Genomic DNA, 16,603 nt, shown 5'->3' with positions numbered 1-16,603 from the left:
GGCGGCGCCTCCGGTCCGACGGTTACTTGCCCTCGGCGTCGTCGAAGTGTTGGCGGATTTCCCGGGGCGAGACCATCGGGATCTCGGAGGTCAGGGGCCGATGCTGCTTCTGGAGGCGTCGCTTGACCACCTGCCACAGCACCGCAAGGAGCAGGAACCAGAAGGGACTGAGGATTGCGGCGATCCGGGTGTCGGGGCTGAGCGTCAGGGTGAAGGCGATGAACACGAAGAAGGCCAAGACCCCCCACGGAGCAATGCGCGGCAACGGCATGCGGAACCCGGACGCACGGTGCCGTTCCGGGTGGCGCCGCTGGTAGATGATGTAACTGACCACGATGGATCCCCACGTGAACAGGATGTCCGCGGAACAAATCGAGCTGACCACGGTGAACGCCTGTGTCAGGGCGTCGCCGCCCAACAGGAGCGGGATCGCTGCGAACAGGAAGACGGTCGTGAAGAAGACGGCCTTCATGGGCACACCACGCCGGGTCGTATAGTTCAGCGCCTTCGGGGCGTGACCGTCTTTCGCCAGCCCGAAAGACATGCGCGTAGCGGAATACACGCCCGAGTTGGCGCTTGACGCCGCCGATGTCAGGACCACCAGATTGACCACCAACGCGGCGGCGGCAAATCCCGTGTTGCTGAACATCGTGGTGAAGGGGCTCTGTTCGGGATCGATGCGATCCCACGGGGTGACCATCATGATCACGCCGAGCGATCCGATGTAGAAGACGACGATGCGCACCAGGATCGAGTTGATAGCCCGAGGCAGGTTGCGGTGCGGGTTCTCCGTCTCGGCGGCCGTGGTGCCCACGAGCTCCATCCCGATGAAGGAGAAGATCGCCAGCTGGAAACCGAGCACGAATCCGGTGATTCCGGTCGGGAAGAAGCCACCGTGGGTCCAGAGGTTCGAAACCGCCGCCCGGGTTCCGTCACCGTTCTCGTACCCGGTCAGCACCAGGACGATGCCCACGAAGATCAGCGCAAGAATCGCGACGATCTTGATGATCGCGAACCAGAACTCCGTCTCGCCGAAGGCCTTGACCGGCTGAAGATTCAACACGATCAGACCGATCGCCGTGACCAGCGCCGGCAACCACACAGGCACGTCCGGCCAGAAGAACTGGATGTAGGCGGTGATGGCGACCAGGTCGGCAACGCACCCCGCGACCCAGGAGAACCAGTAGTTCCACGACACCATGAACCCGGCCCACGGCCCGATGTTGTCCTTCGCGATGTCGCCGAACGTCTTGTAGTTGAGGTTGGACAGCAGCAACTCGCCGAGGGCGCGCATCACGAAGAAGAGGACGAAGCCGATCAGCGCGTAGACCAGAAGCAGACCGGGGCCGACCACATTGGTCAGCTTGCCCGACCCGAAGAACAGCCCGGTCCCGATGGCTCCGCCGATCGCAATGAGCTGGAGATGCCTGTTCTTGAGTCCCCGCTCGAGGTTCTCTCCCTGGGTGCTGGTCGAGGCAGGTGTCGAAGAGGACTCGCTCATGCTTGGTCTTTCCGTCAGATCACAGTGGCCAGTGATACATGTTACGTGATCGACGACGTCGGAGCGCTCCCTTAGACCGCGAGATTCGGCAGGACCCGTTCGGCGGTTCCGTGCGCGATGGCCTCCTTCTGGGAGTCGTCCAACCGTGCCTCGCTCAGGAACTCCTGGGCACCGTCCATCCGGACGAACGGGTAGTCGACCGAGTACATGATCCTGTCCGCGCCGATGGTCTCTACGCAGTACTGGAGGTTGGCCTGCGTAAACATCCCACTCGGGGTAATCCATACGTTCTCACGCATATATTCCGTGAAGGACCTCTCGACCCCTGTGATCCGGGTCGGCAACATCTCGTCGAGACGCTCCAGGAAGAACGGAATCATCTCACCCCAGTGACCCAGGATGAGCTTGAGATCGGGGTGACGGTCGAACACGCCCGAAAGAACCAGGTGCATGAAGTGGACGGCCGTCTCCTGGTGCCACCCCCACGCGGCTGTCTGGAGCCGGGTCGTCACGACCTCGCTCAGCCCGCCGTAATTCTCCTCGGTGGTGGCCAGCGGGGCCGGGGACGGGTGCAGGTACACGGGCGCACCCGTTTCCTCCGCGGCTGCCAGGAGGCCCTCGAATCTCGGGTCGGACAGGAACCTGCCCTCGGTACGGCCGAACACCAGGGTTCCCGACATCCCCAGGTCCCCGACCGCCCGGCGCAGCTCGTCCCCGGCACGGTCCGGGGCCGAGGTCGGCACCGAGGCGAACCCCGCGAAACGATCCGGGTGCCGATTCATGGCAGCGGCAAGCCTGTCATTGGTCGCACGAGCCAGATCGGGGGCGACGTCGGACGGCAGATGCTGAGCGTTGAGGCCGGAGAGGACCTGGACGTCGATTCCGTAGGCGTCCATGTCCGCCAGGCGCTTGTCGCCGAGGTCGCCGAGCGCTTCGACGTCGGGGGACCCGGGTCCGCCGCCCTCACCGGAGAAGGCTTCGGCGAAACCGGGGCTGATCCTGGCGATCTCCGGCCCGGTGGCCCGCGCGACCTCCGGGCTCATGTAGTGCTCTTCGAGCGTGATGAGTTTCAGAGTCATTTCGTTCCTTCCGTCGGGCGACCTCCGAGCCAGACCCCTTCGAGGTTCTCGGTCACGGCAATGTCACGGGTCGGGTCCCGGACACGAGCACCAGATCGGCGCGACGCCCGGGCTCGACGACGCCGCGATCCTCCAGCCCGAAAACCTTGGCGTTGAGGCTCGTGGCCGCCTGGAGCGCTTCCACGGGAGCAAGGCCGGCCTGTGTCAGCAGCCGGAGTTCCTCGTGGATCGAGGTTCCGTGGACCACGTTCGCCGGGACGCCGGGCGCCTGGTTGGCGTCGGTGCCTGCCAGGATCGTGGTCCCGGCCTTGTGCATGTCGGCGACCGCCTGGTTCGCAAAGGCGAAGTCGAGCCCCTGGGCGGCGTAGAAGTCGGCGGTCCCCTTCATCATGGTCAGCGTGGGCGAGGTGGCGATGTGCTTCTGGAGCATGTCGGTCAGCAGGCGCGGCGGCAGTTTCTTGTCGAGCGGCGCGTGGGTCAGGATGTCGACACCGACCTCCACCCCGATCTCGTAGGCACCGGCGGCCGCGGCATGGGCGACCACCAGTTTCCCGGCACGGTGCGCCTCGTCGACCGCGGCCCGGGCGACATCGGCCTCCAAACCACCATGTCCCGGGCTCTCCAGGATGAGCTTGATGTAGTCGCTGCCCTGGTCAACGCGCTCACGCACGAGCCTGCGGGCGCCCTCGGCGTCGTCCGTCATCGACTCTGCGGGAAAGTTCGGGATCCGGGCGTGGGTTCCGTGGTGGGAGACCAGCGGGGCACCCGCGGTGAAGATCGCGGTGCCGTGTCCCGCCGAACGAATCTGCTGTTGGAACTCGTACGGCCACATGGCCATGTCCAACGCGGTGGTGACGCCGTGATCGAGCAACTGGTCCAGTTGCTGCGGGTCCGTGATGTGCACGTGGGAGTCGATGAGTCCGGGAAGGAGAGTCCGTCCGGTCCCGTCGAGGGCCACCTCCGCGGTTGCGGCCTCATGCGTTCCGGCGGGCTGGACCGAAAGGATACCGGAGTCGTCGAAGACGACATCGTGGAGACCCTCCAAGAGAATTTCCCCGTTGAAGACGCTGACGGAACTGATGAGTGTTTTCATGAAATCTTCTCCTGGTCGAGCCACGCGAAGGCGGCCTCCTTGACGTCTCGTTCCATGGCGCTGCCCTGGATCGGGTACTCCTGGGTCAGCGGGTATCCCCTGAGGTGAAGGATGTAGGCCAGCGCCGCGCAGGCCCAGGGATATTGGGCGAGGACATCCCGGTCGACGTCCACCGCACCCACGGGGTAGTTGAAATGCGCGAAGTCGTAGGTGCAGTTCCGGTAGCTGATGCACCACTGGCCGTCCCTTTTTTCGAGCCGATCGAAGAGGCGGGTGTGCGCGGTGCATCCCACGTCGCGGTACAACCATCCGGTCATGAGTTGGGCGATTCGCTCGTGGTCACCGCGGTGTTCGTGCATGTATCCCAGGGTGCTCCCCGCGGCTGAGAGCTGTCCAGGAATTCGCCGTCAGCCCACTCCGTGGGGCCGACGTCGGGCGCACGGGTCGGTGCGCGAATCAGTTCACGGCCGCGCCGGCGATCTTGAGCACCCATGCCTTCGGCAGAAATGACGATCCCTTGGCGATGAGGCGGTTGAGCCACCCGTCGACGAAGCTCGGAGAGCGTCCGTCGAGTGCCTCCATGAGGGCGTCGGCCACCTGCCCGGCAGACCGCATGCGGCCGACGGCGGCCTTCCGCCCGGCGTGTTCGAAGAATTCGGTCTCGGTCGGGCCGGGGCAGGCGGCCAGGACCCTGACCCCGTGCTCGGCGGTTTCGGCCCACAGGGCCTCGGTCAGCGACAGCACGAAGGCCTTGGATGCCGCGTAGACCGCCATGTGCGGAACGGGCTGGTAGGCGGCGGTCGAGGCGATGTTGACGATGGTTCCGTGGTTCCGCGCCACCATGTCACCCAGAAATCGTGACGTGATCCCGGTCAGGGCGAGGCAGTTGACCTTGACCATCGCGTCCAGGTCCTCGGGATCCAGGTCGGCGACGTCGCCGCTCAAACCGAATCCTGCGTTGTTGATGACCGTGTCGATCCGCCGGGAACCGACCCGGTCACGGAGTTCGCGGGCGGCGTGCACATCGGCGAGGTCCATGTCGATCACCTCGACGTCGACGCCGAACTCGTCGCCGATCCTGTCCGCGAGCGCGTCCAGCCGGTCCCTGCGCCGCGCCACGAGCACGAGATCCTCTCCCCGCTGCGCGAATCGGGAGGCAAGTTCCTCGCCGATGCCGGACGATGCGCCGGTGATCAAGGTAGTGCTCACGATGGGTCCTCATTCGGGTCGACAGCGGTTCGGCCGGTCGGGGTGGGGTCGGCCCGGGTGGGGCGGCCGGTCGGGATGGGGTCGGGACGGGGCCGGTCGGGACGGGTGCCAACGGGACGGGTGCCGCCGGGATGCCCCGGTCAGAAGCCGTCCCGCGACGTGACACTACCCGCAGCTCCCCCGCGAGGCGGCGATTTCGTGCGTCGTCCCCCGCGAGGCGGCAATCTCGTGCATCTTCCCCCGCGAGGTGGCACTTTTGGGACGAAATCGGGCCAAAAATCGCACAAGACTGCCACCTCGCGGAAGTAACCGCTCAAGATTGCCACCTCGCGGGAGTAACCGCTCAAGACTGCCACCTCGCGACAGGAGCCGCACGAATCTGCCACCTCGCCCCCGGAAGGCCGCACAAGACCCCGTCGGACTTACTTCTGCCGGCCCTTCATGCGCGGGTTCTGCTTGTTGATCACGTAGATCCGCCCCTTGCGCTTGACGACCTGCGCACCGGGCTGATTCTTCAACGATCGAAGTGATGCTCGAACCTTCATGATTCTCCTTATTGCTACTGATTCTCATTACCAGAGTACAGTAGAAGATCGGACCACACGAACCTCAGCCATGCATCAGGAATCAGGACCCGGCCGAACTAAGGAGAAGCCCATGGACAGGACCGCCGTGATCGCCGTCGTCGGCACGTGCGAACCCGAGCGTCGCCTGCACGCGCAGAAAATCGCGAGCGAAACCGGCTTCGAGGTGATCACTGCCGAGAGACTGGCTATTGCGATGGATCCCGTCCGGGAGGCGATGGCCCTCATCCCCTGGGCCCAATCGGACGGCGTGGTGGTGGAATACCCGATCCAGGCGCCGATTCTGGACGTCATCGGCTCGCTCGCGGACCCCGAGGAGCCCACGCGACTCGTCGACGTCGTCTGCGTGCTCGACGCGACGCACTTCTTCAGCGAGCTGTCCCGGACGGACCGGGTCGAGCATCTCCAGGTGCATCACGGCATGCCGTTCCGGGCCGTGACGGCCAGGTCGCTGTTCGCCGCCCAGCACCTCGAGTACTGCTCGACGGCCCTCGTGGTCAACGGCGGGAATCTTCCGCCCGAAGACGATTCCCTCATGGTTTCCGTGATCGGAGAGCTCAGTCCCCTGGCCGACGTCGTCCGGGACGCCTATCGCGGCCATCGGTCGCACACCGTCGAACCCGAAGCCCACCAGGAATCCGGGTCCGTGGCCACCGACCACATCGAGTTGCGCCACCCGGGACTGCGCATCCGCCCGGGATGGGTCGCCCACCTGAACGGCCAGCACACGACGCCGCACCGGAACCCTCGGGTGGCCTCCATGCGGTACACTAACCCCCGGCCGTTCCACCCGCTGCGCTTGCAGCGAGTCCTGGACGAGTACATCGAGCCCGGCACCGGTGGCTCGGTGATCCGGTCGTGCGGGTTCTGCCGCCTCGCCACGCGGCAGGGCGTCACGGCCCAGTGGAGCCACGCCGGTGGCGCCATGGTGATAGAGCCCCTGGCCAGGGACGACGCCGCCCAAGAGCCCCTCAGCTTTGGTCAGGACATCATCCTGACCGGCGTCGATCTCCAACCGACTCGCCTGACGGAGGCCCTCGACGAGGCCACACTCAATGACCGTGAACTGCTCAGCGCGCCGGAGACGTGGAATGTGATGCCCGATCCGTTCCCGGTCTGGGTCACGGCCGACGAACGCTATGACTGACCCGGCCGAGAGACACCCGCAATGCGCGGGTCCGCGATCGACCGCGAGCGCCGGCTACCTCAGGTCCTTGCCCTTCGTCTCGGGCAGGGTCAGGACGGTCAGGGCCGACAGCACCAGGAACACCATGGCGTAGATCGCGAATTTGTAGGGGTCGCCGAGCGCCGTCAGCACATATCCTGCGGTGCCGCCGAAGAGGGCGATGGCGATCGAGTACGGGATCCCGAAACCGGCCGTGCGCTGGTCGGTCGTGAACATCTCCGCGTACGTGGCCGGGGCGTGGCTGAGGAACCCGCCGAGCAGGACCAGCTGAACGCAGATCGCGAGGATCAGTTGCCACCCTTCCCCTCCGGAGACGAGTTTGATCATCGGGATCGACAGGACCAAGCTCCCGAGCATCGCGATGAGGATGCACGGTTTCCGCCCGATCTTGTCCGACAACATGCCCCAGAACGGCAGGACCAGGATGAACACCACGTTGCCGATGAGGGAAGCGGTGAAGGCGGTCTGGGAGTCGTATCCGAACGTCGTCGTCGCCAAGGAGGCCATGGATACGGACCACACGTAGTAGGCGATCGTGAGACCCGCGGTCAGGAAGATGACCTGCAGACCGGTCCTCCAGTTCTTGAGGACGGCCACCAGGATGTTCTCCTTCTTGACCTCCTGCTTTTCCACGGCCTCCATGTGCTCGGTGAACAGCTCGGACTCCTCCATCGAGGAGCGGATCCAAATGGCGACGACGCCGAGCAACGCGCCCACCAGGAAGGGCACCCGCCAGCCCCAAGAGTTCATCTGGTCCTCGGTCAGGACGCCCTGAAGGACGAGCCCGAGCACCAGTCCGCAGACCAGACCGATCGTTCCGGTCACGTAGATCGAGCTTGCGAACAGGCCGCGCTTCTCGCGCGGTGCGTGTTCCGCCAGATAGGTCTGGGCCGCCGGGAGTTCGCCACCGTGGGACAGCCCCTGGATGAGCCGGCCGAGCAGCAGGAGGGCCGAAGCCAACCAGCCGACCTTGTCGTACGTGGGGCAGACAGCAACGATCAGCGACCCCACCGAGGCGCTGACCACGGCAAGGGTCAGGGAGCGTTTGCGCCCCCACCGGTCGCCCAGGAAACCGAAGACGAAACCTCCGAACGGCCGTGCCACGAACCCGACCGCGAAGACCGCCATGGTCTCCAGGAAAGCCGATTGCGGGTTGTCGTCGTTGAAGACCTGGGTCGAGAAATATACGGCAAAACTGGCGTAGATATTCCAGTCGAACCACTCCAGGGCGTTGCCGATACCGGTGCCGAGGAGGGTTTTGGCGTGCGACTGCCTGCTCGGGGCGGGCGCCGTCGCGGTGCTCGAGGAACTCATACTGGTCCTTTCGAGGTGTAGTGAGGGGAAGTTCAGGCGCTGAGCCGTCGTGCGGCGAGCTCCGCCAGGAGGCGTGAGCAGTCCACCAGTACCGAATCGTCGTAGGTCGCGAACGGCGAGTGGTTGAAGGCCGCGGTCTCCGGGTCCTTGTCCGGGTCCACCGCGGCGACGAACGCAAAGGTTCCCGGGATGCGTTCCAGGACCTTGGAGAAGTCTTCGGAGGCACCCACGGGATCGGTCAACTCCGACCAGCGTCCGGGGAAGACCTCCTCGGTGACCTCCGAGAGGAAGCCCGTCTCGTCGTCGTGATTCGTGGTGACCGGATACAGCTTCTTGACCTCGATCTCGCACGTCGTGCCGTGCGCGGCCGCGACGCCCTCGAACAGGCGGACCAGGGTGTCGATGAGTCGGTTGCGAGTCTCGGGGTCGAAGGCCCGGAGGGTGAATTTGGCGGTTGCGTGATCCGGGATGACATTGGCCGTCGAGCCGGCCACCACGCTGCCGCAGGTCACGACCACGGGATCGAAGATGTCGAACTCCCGGGTGACCACCACGTGGGACTGTGTCACCATTTCCGCGGCCACCGGCACGGGATCCAATGCCTTGTGCGGGGCCGACCCGTGACCGCCGGTGCCGTGAACCCGCACGTTGATCGTGTCCGAGGAGGCCATCAGCGCCCCCGGTTTCGACACGATGGTTCCGCTCGGGTACTGCGCGGACCACACGTGCAAACCGTAGGCGTGGTCGGGCAGCCGCCCCGCCGACTCCAACAGCCCTTCATCGATCAGGTGCTGGGCCCCGTTCCACCCCTCCTCGCCGGGCTGGAGGAAGAAGACGACGTCGCCCTTCAACTCCTCGCGCACAGCATGCAACGCCCGTGCGGCCCCGACCAGGCCGGCCATGTGCATGTCGTGGCCGCATCCGTGCATCGCCCCGTTGGTCGAGGCCCAGCTCAGCCCGGTCTCCTCGGTCACGGGCAGGGCATCCATGTCGGCGCGCAGGAGAACGATCGGCCGTTTCTCGATCGGCAACGACGCACCGGCGCCGCCCCGGAGCACGGCGGTGAACCCGGAGACCTCCTGGGCATCGGTAATCTCCATGCCCAGCGCCTCGAATTCCCGCCGGAGCCGGGCGTTGGTCTCGGGGAGGTGCAGCCCGGGCTCGGGAATCTGATGGAGCTCGCGGCGCAACGCGATCATCTCGCTCCCATTGCTCGAGACAGTTGCGCTGATCTGGTCGGACAAGACGGACATCGTGAAGTGCGGATCCTTTCGGAGGTGCTGGTGCGAGACCCGGAACGTGCCGTGTGACCGGCGACCCAGGCCTTTGTGCCCCAGGCTACTCCGGCATCGGGGCACCCCATATTTCGGGATCACTATGCGAAACGAGTCCGCGCACTCCGGCAGGCATCGGGGTCAGTCCGTGTAGACCTCTTTGACCCGTTCGTGCCTGACGCCCTCCATGGCTTCCCGGTCTATGCGCTCCTGGTCCTTCACGTACGGTGTGCCGTGGGTATGGAAGGTCGGTACCGTCTTCATGCCCCAGGCCTGCCCCTTGGCACGTTCCGCCTCGGACCATTCGACCACCGGCCAGTCGGGGTCCATCACCAGTCGCGCACCGGCATTCGCCAGTTCGATGCGGTTGCCGCCGGGCTCCCACACGTACAGGAAGAAGGTCTGGTTGATTGCGTGCTTGTACGGCCCGTACTCGATGTGCACGCCGTTTTCCAGGAAGATGTCCGCGGCCTTGAGGATGTCCTCGCGTGTATCCGGAGCGAAGGCCAAGTGATGGAAACGTCCGCGTTCACCCGTCCAGTCGTCCGAGTACACGACGTCGTAGGACTTCTGCTGGAACCTGAACCACCAGGCGCCATACCCGCCTCGGTCGAGCCTGACGCGCTCGGATTCTCGTGCCTTCATCACATCACGCCAGAATTCGCCGACCGCATTGACGTCCTTCGCAAGGTAATTGATGTGGTCCAACCGCCGTGCATTGACTCCTCGCCCGGGGTAGGCCGCGGCCTGGTTCTTGAGCGCCGGTGTGTCCTCGTCGTCGGGAACATAGTGTTCCGTCTCGTAGTACACCGCCATGAGATGGCCGTCCGGATCCTCGAATTCGTAGGACCGGCCGACTCCGACTTCGGGTTCCTTCCAACCGTGCCCGAGTCCGGCCGCCTCGATCGCGGTGACCCGCCGTTCGAGGGCTTCCGGACTGGATGCTCGGTAAAGCGTGCGCCCCACGCCATTGGTCTCTGATGCGGTGAGTTTGATCGTGTAGTTCTCGTACTCGTCCCAGCAACGAAGGTACGAGGAGTCGCCGATACGGGCGATCTCGCGCATTGCGAGCAGGTCGCGGAAGAACCAGAGGCTCTTCTCGAATTCGGGGGTGTGGAGTTCGACGGCTCCCACGTGGGAGAGGTCGAAATTCTCTGTCTCGGCCATGAGGTGTCCTTTCTCGATCGTCGGCTCAGTCGATGTATTTCAGCCCGGCGGCTTCGAGCGGTTCACGCATCGAGTAGAGGTCGAGTCCCAGGGTTCCGTCCCTGAATTTCCCGCGCTTGCTCTCTTCCCGATCCACTCGGTCCTGCGCCGCCCGGGCCACCGATACCACACGGTCTTTCGGGACCACGACGACGCCGTCATGGTCCGCCACCACCACGTCCCCCGGGTGAATCAGCGCGTTGGCACAGACCACCGGCACGTTGACGGATCCCAGGGTGACCTTGATCGTTCCTTTCGAGTTGATGGCCCGTGCGAAGACCGGGAAGTCCATGTCCTCGAGCTGCGTCGTGTCCCGACATCCGCCGTCGATCACAAGCCCCTTGGCCCCCTGAGCCCGCATCGACGTCGCCAACAATTCGCCGAAGAAACCGTCCTCGCTCTCCGTGGTACACCCCGCCACGACGACGTCGCCCTCCCGGACCTGCTCCGCGGCCACGTGGAGCATCCAGTTGTCTCCCGGCTGCAGAAGCACAGTCACGGCGGGTCCGCACACCCTGGCGGAGGGATAGACCGGGCGGATGTAGGGGCGCATGAGGCCGACGCGCCCCATGGCTTCGTGAATGGTCGGCACGTCGAATCGGTCCAGGGCCGCAACGTGCTCGGGGTCGGGCCGGTGGACGTCGGTGTGAACGATTCCGAGATCAAACATGAGTACGGTTCTCTTTCTCTTCGGTGGAACGGGTGGTCGTGATGCGCCGGTCCAATCGCCCGTAGACCCTTCGGACGTTGTGCTCGAAGATGTCCGCCCGGTCGTCGTCGGTCAGCGCGGCGGACTTGATGTACTGGGCGGTGTCGTCGAAGAACTGGTCGGTTTCCGGATCCACGCCACGTACGGCACCGATCATTTCCGACGCGAACAGGACGTTCCGGTGCGGGATCACGGACAGCAGCTCGTCGATTCCCGGCTGGTGGTAGACGCAGGTGTCGAAATAGACGTTGCCGAGCAGGTGCTCCTCGAGGTGGGGCTTGCCCAGTGCTTGGGCCAGGCCCCGGAAACGTCCCCAGTGGTACGGCGCGGCTCCCCCACCATGGGGGATCACGAACTTCAGATCGGGCCAGCGGGCGAACAGGTCGCCCTGGATCAGCTGCATCACGGCGGTCGTGTCGGCATTGAGGTAGTGAGCCCCCGTCGTGTGGAAGGCGGGGTTGACCGACGTCGAAACGTGGATCATGGCAGGGAGCCCGTGCTCGGTCATGGCCTCGTAGACCGGGAACCAGGATTCGTCCGTCAGTGGTGGAGCCGTCCAGTAGCCGCCTGACGGATCAGGGTTGAGGTTGATCGCCACGATGTCGTGTTCCCGGACGCAACGATCGATCTCATCCACGCAGGTCACGGGGTCGACCCCCGGCGACTGGGGCAGCATCGCCGCGGGCGCGAACCGGTCCGGGTACAGGGATGCGACGCGTGCACAGAGGTCGTTGCAGATGCGTGCCCAGTCCGACGACGTGCGGAAGTCCCCGACGTGGTGTGCCATGAAGGATGCCCGCGGCGAGAAGACGGTGAGGTCGATGCCCCGTTCGTCCATCAGGCGCAACTGATTGGCCTCGATGCTCTCGCGGATCTCCTGATCCGTGATCTCCGGACCGGCGGGGTCGGGCTCGGGACCTCCGGCCAGCGCCGCGATCTGTTGTTCCCGCCAGCGCCCCAGCGCTTCCGGGGCAGTGGTGTAGTGCCCGTGGCAATCGACGATCATGACTCCGTTTTCTCCGTTCCTGGAATCTCGCTCTCGGGGTCCCACACCGTGCGGGGAACCCAGAGATTTCCTGACATCAGCAGACGTGCCGTCCTGGTGATCCCGGCACGCAGCACCTCTCCGCGGTCGGACAGTTCCAGGTCGACGTCGAAGTCGCCGCTGGGGTGCTCGATCTCGAGGGTGCGTTGTCGGCCGGTCCCGGGATCGGCCAGGTCCTGGGCCACGGTTCCGTCCGTGCAGACGGCGGTCGCCACCGTTACCGCGGCAAGCACTCCGATGGACTCGTGAGCAACGTGCGGGATGAAGCATCTCGTGGAGACCGCGCCCCCACCGCGCGGTTCGGCGAGGAGGGTCATCTTCGGGTAACTCTTGTCCCTCACATCTCCGAGACCCATGAGTTCCGCTCCTTCGATACGCAGGTCTTCGAGAAGTTCCTTGAGGGCGGCGTCGTCGTTGAGTTCGTCCGTGGACTCGTATCCCGGCTCTTCGCAGTTGAGGGGGTAGGTGGCTGAGCGCGTCGGTCGCCGGATGAGGGTCGAGGCCTTCCGATGATGGAAGTTCTCACACTGACCATCTGCCGGAAGACCTCGACGTGCACCACGCTACCTTCGCGACCCCTGATCTGACCGTGTTCTGCCATCTCGACGAGCTCGGCCTCGTGGCCACCGGTCAGCTTTTTGAGCCGGATCGCGCGGTGATCGAGTGCCGCGTCGCCGAGCCGGATCCGTGGTGCCGGGGATGCGGTAGCCAGGCGCTCTCGCGCGGGACGGACACGCGGCGTCTCGCCCACGAGCCGTTCGGTCATCGCCCGACGACGCTGCTGGTCCGGGTCCGCCGCTACAAGTGCTCGGGATGCGGACGGTCCTGGCGTGAGGACCTCACGGCAGCGGCGCCCGAGCGAGCCAAGCTGTCCCGTAGCGGGATGCGGTGGGCGTTGGAAGCGCTCGTGATCGACCACCTCACCGTCGCCCGCGTCGCCGCCGGACTCGGTGTCGGTTGGCACACGGCGAACAACGCGGTCCTCGCTGAAGGGCGTCGAGTGCTGATCGACGATCCCGCCCGGTTCGACGGCGTCGCCGTGATCGGCGTCGACGAGCACGTCTGGCGCCACACGAGAGTCGGCGACAAGTACGTCACCGTCATCATCGACCTCACCCCGAACCGCGACAAGACCGGCCCCGCCCGTCTGCTGGACATGATCGAGGGTCGCTCGAAAGCCGTGTTCAAGACCTGGCTCGCCGCACGCCCGCAGGACTGGCGCGATGGTGTCGAGGTCGTCGCGATGGACGGGTTCACCGGCTTCAAGACCGCCGTCAGCGAGGAGCTCCCGGACGCGCAGGCGGTGATGGACCCGTTCCACGTCGTCCGCCTCGCCGGCGACGCCCTCGACACCTGCCGTCGTCGCGTCCAGCAGTGCCTGCACGGCCGGCGGGGCCGCAAAAACGATCCGCTCTACAAGGCCCGCCGCATCCTCCACACCGGCGCGCAGCTGCTCACTGACCGGCAGCAGACCCGTCTCGAGGCACTGTTCGCGGTCTCCGAGCACGTCGAGGTCGAGGCGACCTGGGGCATCTACCAGCGCGTGATCGCTGCCTACCGCGAACCCGATCGGAAGACGGCGAAGAAGCTGATGACAGCCGTCATCGATTCCGTCTCCAGCGGCGTCCCCGCCGCGCTCGTGGAGGTCCGCAAGCTCGGCCGCACGCTCAAGCAGCGCGCCGCCGACATCCTCGCGTTCTTCGACCGGCCCGGCACGTCCAACGGGCCAACAGAGGCGATCAACGGGCGCCTGGAACACCTCCGCGGCTCCGCCCTCGGATTCCGGAACCTCACGAACTACATAGCCCGATCGCTGCTCGACACCGGCGGCTTCAGGAACCACCTACACCCTCAAATGCGATGAGCCATATTCCCTGGCCAAACGGCGCCTCTCCGCCCGGTGACGACCCCGACCAGCGGCTTTGAGGGCAAAGACGATGTTGTCCAGCGTGGACTTCCACGGAAGCAGGGCATACTGCTGGAAGACGACGCCGCGGTCGCGCCCGGGCCCGTTGATCGGCGTCCCGTCCACGAGAATGCTGCCGGAGGTCGGTGTCGTCAGCCCGGCTACCAGGTCGAGGATGGTGGTCTTTCCGGAACCGGAGGGACCGACCATGGTCACGAATTCGCCGTCGTGGACATCGAAGTCGACTCCTTCGACGGCGGTCGCGAGGTGCCCCGGTACTCGACGCGAGCCCGGTACTTCAAAGATCTTGTTCACGTCGCTGACGCGGATCTTGGCGCTGGTCATGACGATGCCTCCTTCGACGGTGTGGTGTGGATCAGTGAATTGGTGAAATAGCGGCGCGGGGAGGGCGGACCGTTGAGGATGTGGTTGTCGCGCAACCAGGTTTCCCACCGGGGGAAGTCCTCCGACTCCATCACCCCGCCGCGGGGCAGGCCGGTGGACTTCCAGTACTTGAGCGGGGAGGGGTCCTCTCCCCTGTCACGCTCGGAGACGATCCGCGTGAATCGTTCGACCACGGCTTCCCGGGGCTGATCGTTGGCCCAACGGATGGCGCGGTCGACCCCCTGCGCCAACTCGGCGGCGGTCTCGGGATGGTCATCGATCCACTCCTGCCGCATGACCATCTGCCCTGCGGGGAAGCTTCCGAAGAGGTCGACGTCGCGACCCAGCGTTCTGAGGGTGCCATGGTCCATGGCGACGTCCTGAGCGATCCCGTCGATCACCCCCGCGTCCAGGTGCCCCCGAATAATGGATATCTCGAGGTCGCTCGGCGGGATGGGGACGAAAGTAATGTCGCTGATTTCCTGCGCGTTCAGGCCGCTTGTCGAGAGAAATTCGTAGAGGAAGGCTTCGGAGTGGGCTCCCAGCGTGTTCATGCCCACGGTCTTTCCGATCAGGTCTCGCGGTGAGGTGATGGGGCTCTTTTTGTCCACGAATACCCCCACGAACGTTTCGTCATCCGAACCATAATAATTGGATACCCCGCGAATATCAATTCCTGCTTCCACCAATTTGATGACTGCACCGGAAAAAGCGTGGCCGATTTCGGCGTCCCCGGTCGCGACCGTCTGAATGTCCTGGGGGCCGCTCGTGGTGCTTCCAATATGTTTGAGGGTGACGTGGGGGATGTACCCGAGATCCTGGGCGAGCTCAGCGAACAGCACCGTCTGGGGCCAGCCTTGATAACGGACGACGTCGCTGCTTTGGGCGGCCTTCGCGTCACCACCACAACCCGTGAGCAGCGCCCCCGAACCCAACGCCGCCAGGGAACCGAGGCCCAGAAGCGCGGTTCGCCTCGTCAGGCCTCCATCGAGGGACGGCGACGGGTCCGGTCCATGGCGTGAGGCAAGACCCTTCGGGAAAGATGGCATGGTGTGTGACCTTTCGCCCGGGACCCGAAATCGTCAGGTCCCGGTGACTGCTCGTGATGCATGAGTGATGCGTGTGCGCTTTTTACAATTCCTGCTGTCCAACAGGTATTGATTGAGGACGCTAGAGGAGCCAAAAAGCCCGGTCAACGGCCTATTCACGCGGAGACTCGCAGGGAAATCCGTCATGGAATGCAATAGTTGAACGGGCGCTGACCAACGCCGTTTTCCCGTCGCGGAAAAGGGGACAAAGGACGGTCAATACGAATTATGTGGAGTGGTGTTTCGGCGGTGACGTCATGCGCCGTCGCGCAAGGACATACCCGAAAGTCACTCCCGGAGAGCGACTCACCGGAACGGCGACGAGTCCGACCCCTCCTCAGCAACGGTTGTGGAAGATAGCCTGAGACCATGCGCAGGCTTCTTCCGCTCTCCGCCCACGTACGACTCCTGCACTCCCTCGTTCTGGGGATTCTGGTGGGGTTCTTCACGGCGCTCGGCGTGAATGTGTCCTGGGGCGTTCTGGTGGGCCTGACCGTGGTGGCCCTGGCTTTCGTGGTTCTGAATTGGTTGGTTCTGTGGCCCATGGATCCGGATCAGACGCAAAGACATGCCATGCGCGAGCGGTACAACCCGGTCTTGGAAGAACTGTTGATCACCATCGTCGCTGTCATCAGCATGGTGGGACTGGTCATGGTGATGGTCATCGACGATTCGGGGCACGGATCCCTTGCCGCACTCGTCGGATTGGCCGGGGTGTTTCTCGCCTGGGTGATGCTTCACGTGATGTATACGACCCAGTATGCTCACGTCTATTTCAGCGGCCATGAGTCCGGCGGCCTGGATTTCGGGAAGCCCGGAAAACCCCGTTACATCGATTTCCTCTACTTCAGTTTCATGGTCGGGATGACGTACGGAACCACCGACGTCGGGGTACTGACCACCACGTTGCGTGCCTTTGTGCTCCGCCACGGACTGCTGTCCTTCGTCTTCGGAACGGTGATACTCGCTACCGGTGTCAGCCTCGTGTCCGGGATCTTCACCTGAACTTCGCCTGCCATCAGCAA

The 16,603-nt window shown here is 64.8% G+C and carries 17 protein-coding genes; 3 read left to right on the top strand and 14 right to left on the bottom strand.

Annotated features, from left to right (window positions below; translation table 11 throughout):
* Positions 1 to 22: 22 nt before the first annotated feature.
* The 6 genes from ACTSLZ_RS02225 to ykgO form a co-directional block, all read right to left on the bottom strand.
* Complete coding sequence (locus tag ACTSLZ_RS02225; protein WP_443095563.1) at positions 23 to 1,501, bottom strand: amino acid permease; 1,479 nt, start codon at positions 1,499 to 1,501, stop codon at positions 23 to 25.
* 71 nt (positions 1,502 to 1,572) lie between these two features.
* Complete coding sequence (locus tag ACTSLZ_RS02220; protein WP_443095562.1) at positions 1,573 to 2,580, bottom strand: amidohydrolase family protein; 1,008 nt, start codon at positions 2,578 to 2,580, stop codon at positions 1,573 to 1,575.
* Positions 2,581 to 2,632: 52 nt separating this feature from the next.
* Positions 2,633 to 3,673 (bottom strand): amidohydrolase family protein, encoded by a 1,041-nt coding sequence (locus ACTSLZ_RS02215; protein ID WP_443095561.1) that lies wholly within the window; start codon positions 3,671 to 3,673, stop codon positions 2,633 to 2,635.
* Positions 3,670 to 4,032 carry a hypothetical protein gene (locus tag ACTSLZ_RS02210; RefSeq protein WP_443095560.1) on the bottom strand — a complete coding sequence of 121 codons (363 nt, stop codon included), beginning with the start codon at positions 4,030 to 4,032 and terminating at the stop codon, positions 3,670 to 3,672. The genes ACTSLZ_RS02215 and ACTSLZ_RS02210 overlap by 4 nt, the downstream gene beginning before the upstream one ends.
* Positions 4,033 to 4,129: 97 nt before the next feature.
* Positions 4,130 to 4,882, bottom strand: coding sequence for an SDR family NAD(P)-dependent oxidoreductase (locus ACTSLZ_RS02205; RefSeq protein WP_443095559.1), 753 nt, complete (start codon positions 4,880 to 4,882; stop codon positions 4,130 to 4,132).
* A gap of 422 nt (positions 4,883 to 5,304) precedes the next feature.
* Complete coding sequence (ykgO, locus tag ACTSLZ_RS02200; protein WP_129316372.1) at positions 5,305 to 5,427, bottom strand: type B 50S ribosomal protein L36; 123 nt, start codon at positions 5,425 to 5,427, stop codon at positions 5,305 to 5,307.
* A gap of 112 nt (positions 5,428 to 5,539) precedes the next feature.
* Here ykgO and ACTSLZ_RS02195 point away from each other — a divergent pair, with 112 nt between their 5' ends.
* A complete protein-coding gene (locus tag ACTSLZ_RS02195; RefSeq protein WP_443095558.1) occupies positions 5,540 to 6,613 on the top strand; it encodes a GTP-binding protein in 1,074 nt (357 codons plus the stop codon).
* Positions 6,614 to 6,667: 54 nt separating this feature from the next.
* On the opposite strand, the gene ACTSLZ_RS02190 is transcribed toward ACTSLZ_RS02195, so the two are convergent.
* The 6 genes from ACTSLZ_RS02190 to ACTSLZ_RS02165 all read right to left on the bottom strand — a co-directional run bounded on the left by ACTSLZ_RS02190 (position 6,668) and on the right by ACTSLZ_RS02165 (position 12,691).
* The gene (locus tag ACTSLZ_RS02190) at positions 6,668 to 7,966 is read right to left on the bottom strand and encodes an MFS transporter (protein ID WP_178980559.1); all 1,299 of its coding nucleotides are present in this window, start codon (positions 7,964 to 7,966) and stop codon (positions 6,668 to 6,670) included.
* Between the two features lie 32 nt (positions 7,967 to 7,998).
* The gene (locus ACTSLZ_RS02185; protein WP_443095557.1) at positions 7,999 to 9,219 is read right to left on the bottom strand and encodes a M20 metallopeptidase family protein; all 1,221 of its coding nucleotides are present in this window, start codon (positions 9,217 to 9,219) and stop codon (positions 7,999 to 8,001) included.
* A gap of 162 nt (positions 9,220 to 9,381) precedes the next feature.
* Positions 9,382 to 10,407 carry a VOC family protein gene (locus ACTSLZ_RS02180; RefSeq protein ID WP_443095556.1) on the bottom strand — a complete coding sequence of 342 codons (1,026 nt, stop codon included), beginning with the start codon at positions 10,405 to 10,407 and terminating at the stop codon, positions 9,382 to 9,384.
* 25 nt (positions 10,408 to 10,432) lie between these two features.
* The gene (gene ligK, locus ACTSLZ_RS02175) at positions 10,433 to 11,116 is read right to left on the bottom strand and encodes a 4-carboxy-4-hydroxy-2-oxoadipate aldolase/oxaloacetate decarboxylase (RefSeq protein ID WP_443095555.1); all 684 of its coding nucleotides are present in this window, start codon (positions 11,114 to 11,116) and stop codon (positions 10,433 to 10,435) included.
* Positions 11,109 to 12,161, bottom strand: a complete 1,053-nt coding sequence (locus tag ACTSLZ_RS02170) for an amidohydrolase family protein (protein WP_443095554.1) — start codon at positions 12,159 to 12,161, stop codon at positions 11,109 to 11,111. Before ACTSLZ_RS02170 ends, ligK begins: the two co-directional genes overlap by 8 nt.
* A complete protein-coding gene (locus tag ACTSLZ_RS02165; RefSeq protein WP_443096080.1) occupies positions 12,158 to 12,691 on the bottom strand; it encodes a PrpF domain-containing protein in 534 nt (177 codons plus the stop codon). The genes ACTSLZ_RS02170 and ACTSLZ_RS02165 overlap by 4 nt, the downstream gene beginning before the upstream one ends.
* Positions 12,692 to 12,753: 62 nt before the next feature.
* On the opposite strand from ACTSLZ_RS02165, the gene ACTSLZ_RS02160 reads away from it, so the two are divergent.
* Complete coding sequence (locus ACTSLZ_RS02160) at positions 12,754 to 14,064, top strand: ISL3 family transposase (protein WP_179628043.1); 1,311 nt, start codon at positions 12,754 to 12,756, stop codon at positions 14,062 to 14,064.
* On the opposite strand, the gene ACTSLZ_RS02155 is transcribed toward ACTSLZ_RS02160, so the two are convergent.
* Both ACTSLZ_RS02155 and ACTSLZ_RS02150 read right to left on the bottom strand, forming a co-directional pair.
* The gene (locus ACTSLZ_RS02155; RefSeq protein WP_443095553.1) at positions 14,044 to 14,451 is read right to left on the bottom strand and encodes an ATP-binding cassette domain-containing protein; all 408 of its coding nucleotides are present in this window, start codon (positions 14,449 to 14,451) and stop codon (positions 14,044 to 14,046) included. The two genes, ACTSLZ_RS02160 and ACTSLZ_RS02155, sit on opposite strands and share 21 nt — an antisense overlap.
* Entirely contained in the window at positions 14,448 to 15,539 is a 1,092-nt protein-coding gene (locus ACTSLZ_RS02150) for an ABC transporter substrate-binding protein (RefSeq protein ID WP_443095552.1), read from the bottom strand. Before ACTSLZ_RS02150 ends, ACTSLZ_RS02155 begins: the two co-directional genes overlap by 4 nt.
* Before the next feature lie 408 nt (positions 15,540 to 15,947).
* On the opposite strand from ACTSLZ_RS02150, the gene ACTSLZ_RS02145 reads away from it, so the two are divergent.
* Positions 15,948 to 16,583 (top strand): DUF1345 domain-containing protein, encoded by a 636-nt coding sequence (locus tag ACTSLZ_RS02145; protein WP_443095551.1) that lies wholly within the window; start codon positions 15,948 to 15,950, stop codon positions 16,581 to 16,583.
* The last annotated feature ends 20 nt before the right edge of the window (positions 16,584 to 16,603 follow it).

The organism is Rothia koreensis, assembly GCF_052232265.1.
Taxonomy (GTDB): domain Bacteria; phylum Actinomycetota; class Actinomycetes; order Actinomycetales; family Micrococcaceae; genus Rothia; species Rothia koreensis.
The sequence above is the reverse complement of the archived record's forward strand: the minus strand, read 5'-3'. Positions and strand labels throughout refer to the sequence as shown.

Excerpts from the sequence above, each read along its gene's own strand:
- ACTSLZ_RS02225 (WP_443095563.1), bottom strand. The coding sequence starts at position 1,501 with ATGAGCGAGTCCTCTTCGACACCTGCCTCGACCAGCACCCAGGGAGAG.
- ACTSLZ_RS02220 (WP_443095562.1), bottom strand. The coding sequence starts at position 2,580 with ATGACTCTGAAACTCATCACGCTCGAAGAGCACTACATGAGCCCGGAG.
- ACTSLZ_RS02215 (WP_443095561.1), bottom strand. The coding sequence starts at position 3,673 with ATGAAAACACTCATCAGTTCCGTCAGCGTCTTCAACGGGGAAATTCTC.
- ACTSLZ_RS02210 (WP_443095560.1), bottom strand. The coding sequence starts at position 4,032 with ATGCACGAACACCGCGGTGACCACGAGCGAATCGCCCAACTCATGACC.
- ykgO (WP_129316372.1), bottom strand. The coding sequence starts at position 5,427 with ATGAAGGTTCGAGCATCACTTCGATCGTTGAAGAATCAGCCCGGTGCG.
- ACTSLZ_RS02195 (WP_443095558.1), top strand. The coding sequence starts at position 5,540 with ATGGACAGGACCGCCGTGATCGCCGTCGTCGGCACGTGCGAACCCGAG.
- ACTSLZ_RS02190 (WP_178980559.1), bottom strand. The coding sequence starts at position 7,966 with ATGAGTTCCTCGAGCACCGCGACGGCGCCCGCCCCGAGCAGGCAGTCG.
- ACTSLZ_RS02185 (WP_443095557.1), bottom strand. The coding sequence starts at position 9,219 with ATGTCCGTCTTGTCCGACCAGATCAGCGCAACTGTCTCGAGCAATGGG.
- ACTSLZ_RS02180 (WP_443095556.1), bottom strand. The coding sequence starts at position 10,407 with ATGGCCGAGACAGAGAATTTCGACCTCTCCCACGTGGGAGCCGTCGAA.
- ligK (WP_443095555.1), bottom strand. The coding sequence starts at position 11,116 with ATGTTTGATCTCGGAATCGTTCACACCGACGTCCACCGGCCCGACCCC.
- ACTSLZ_RS02170 (WP_443095554.1), bottom strand. The coding sequence starts at position 12,161 with ATGATCGTCGATTGCCACGGGCACTACACCACTGCCCCGGAAGCGCTG.
- ACTSLZ_RS02155 (WP_443095553.1), bottom strand. The coding sequence starts at position 14,451 with ATGACCAGCGCCAAGATCCGCGTCAGCGACGTGAACAAGATCTTTGAA.
- ACTSLZ_RS02150 (WP_443095552.1), bottom strand. The coding sequence starts at position 15,539 with ATGCCATCTTTCCCGAAGGGTCTTGCCTCACGCCATGGACCGGACCCG.
- ACTSLZ_RS02145 (WP_443095551.1), top strand. The coding sequence starts at position 15,948 with ATGCGCAGGCTTCTTCCGCTCTCCGCCCACGTACGACTCCTGCACTCC.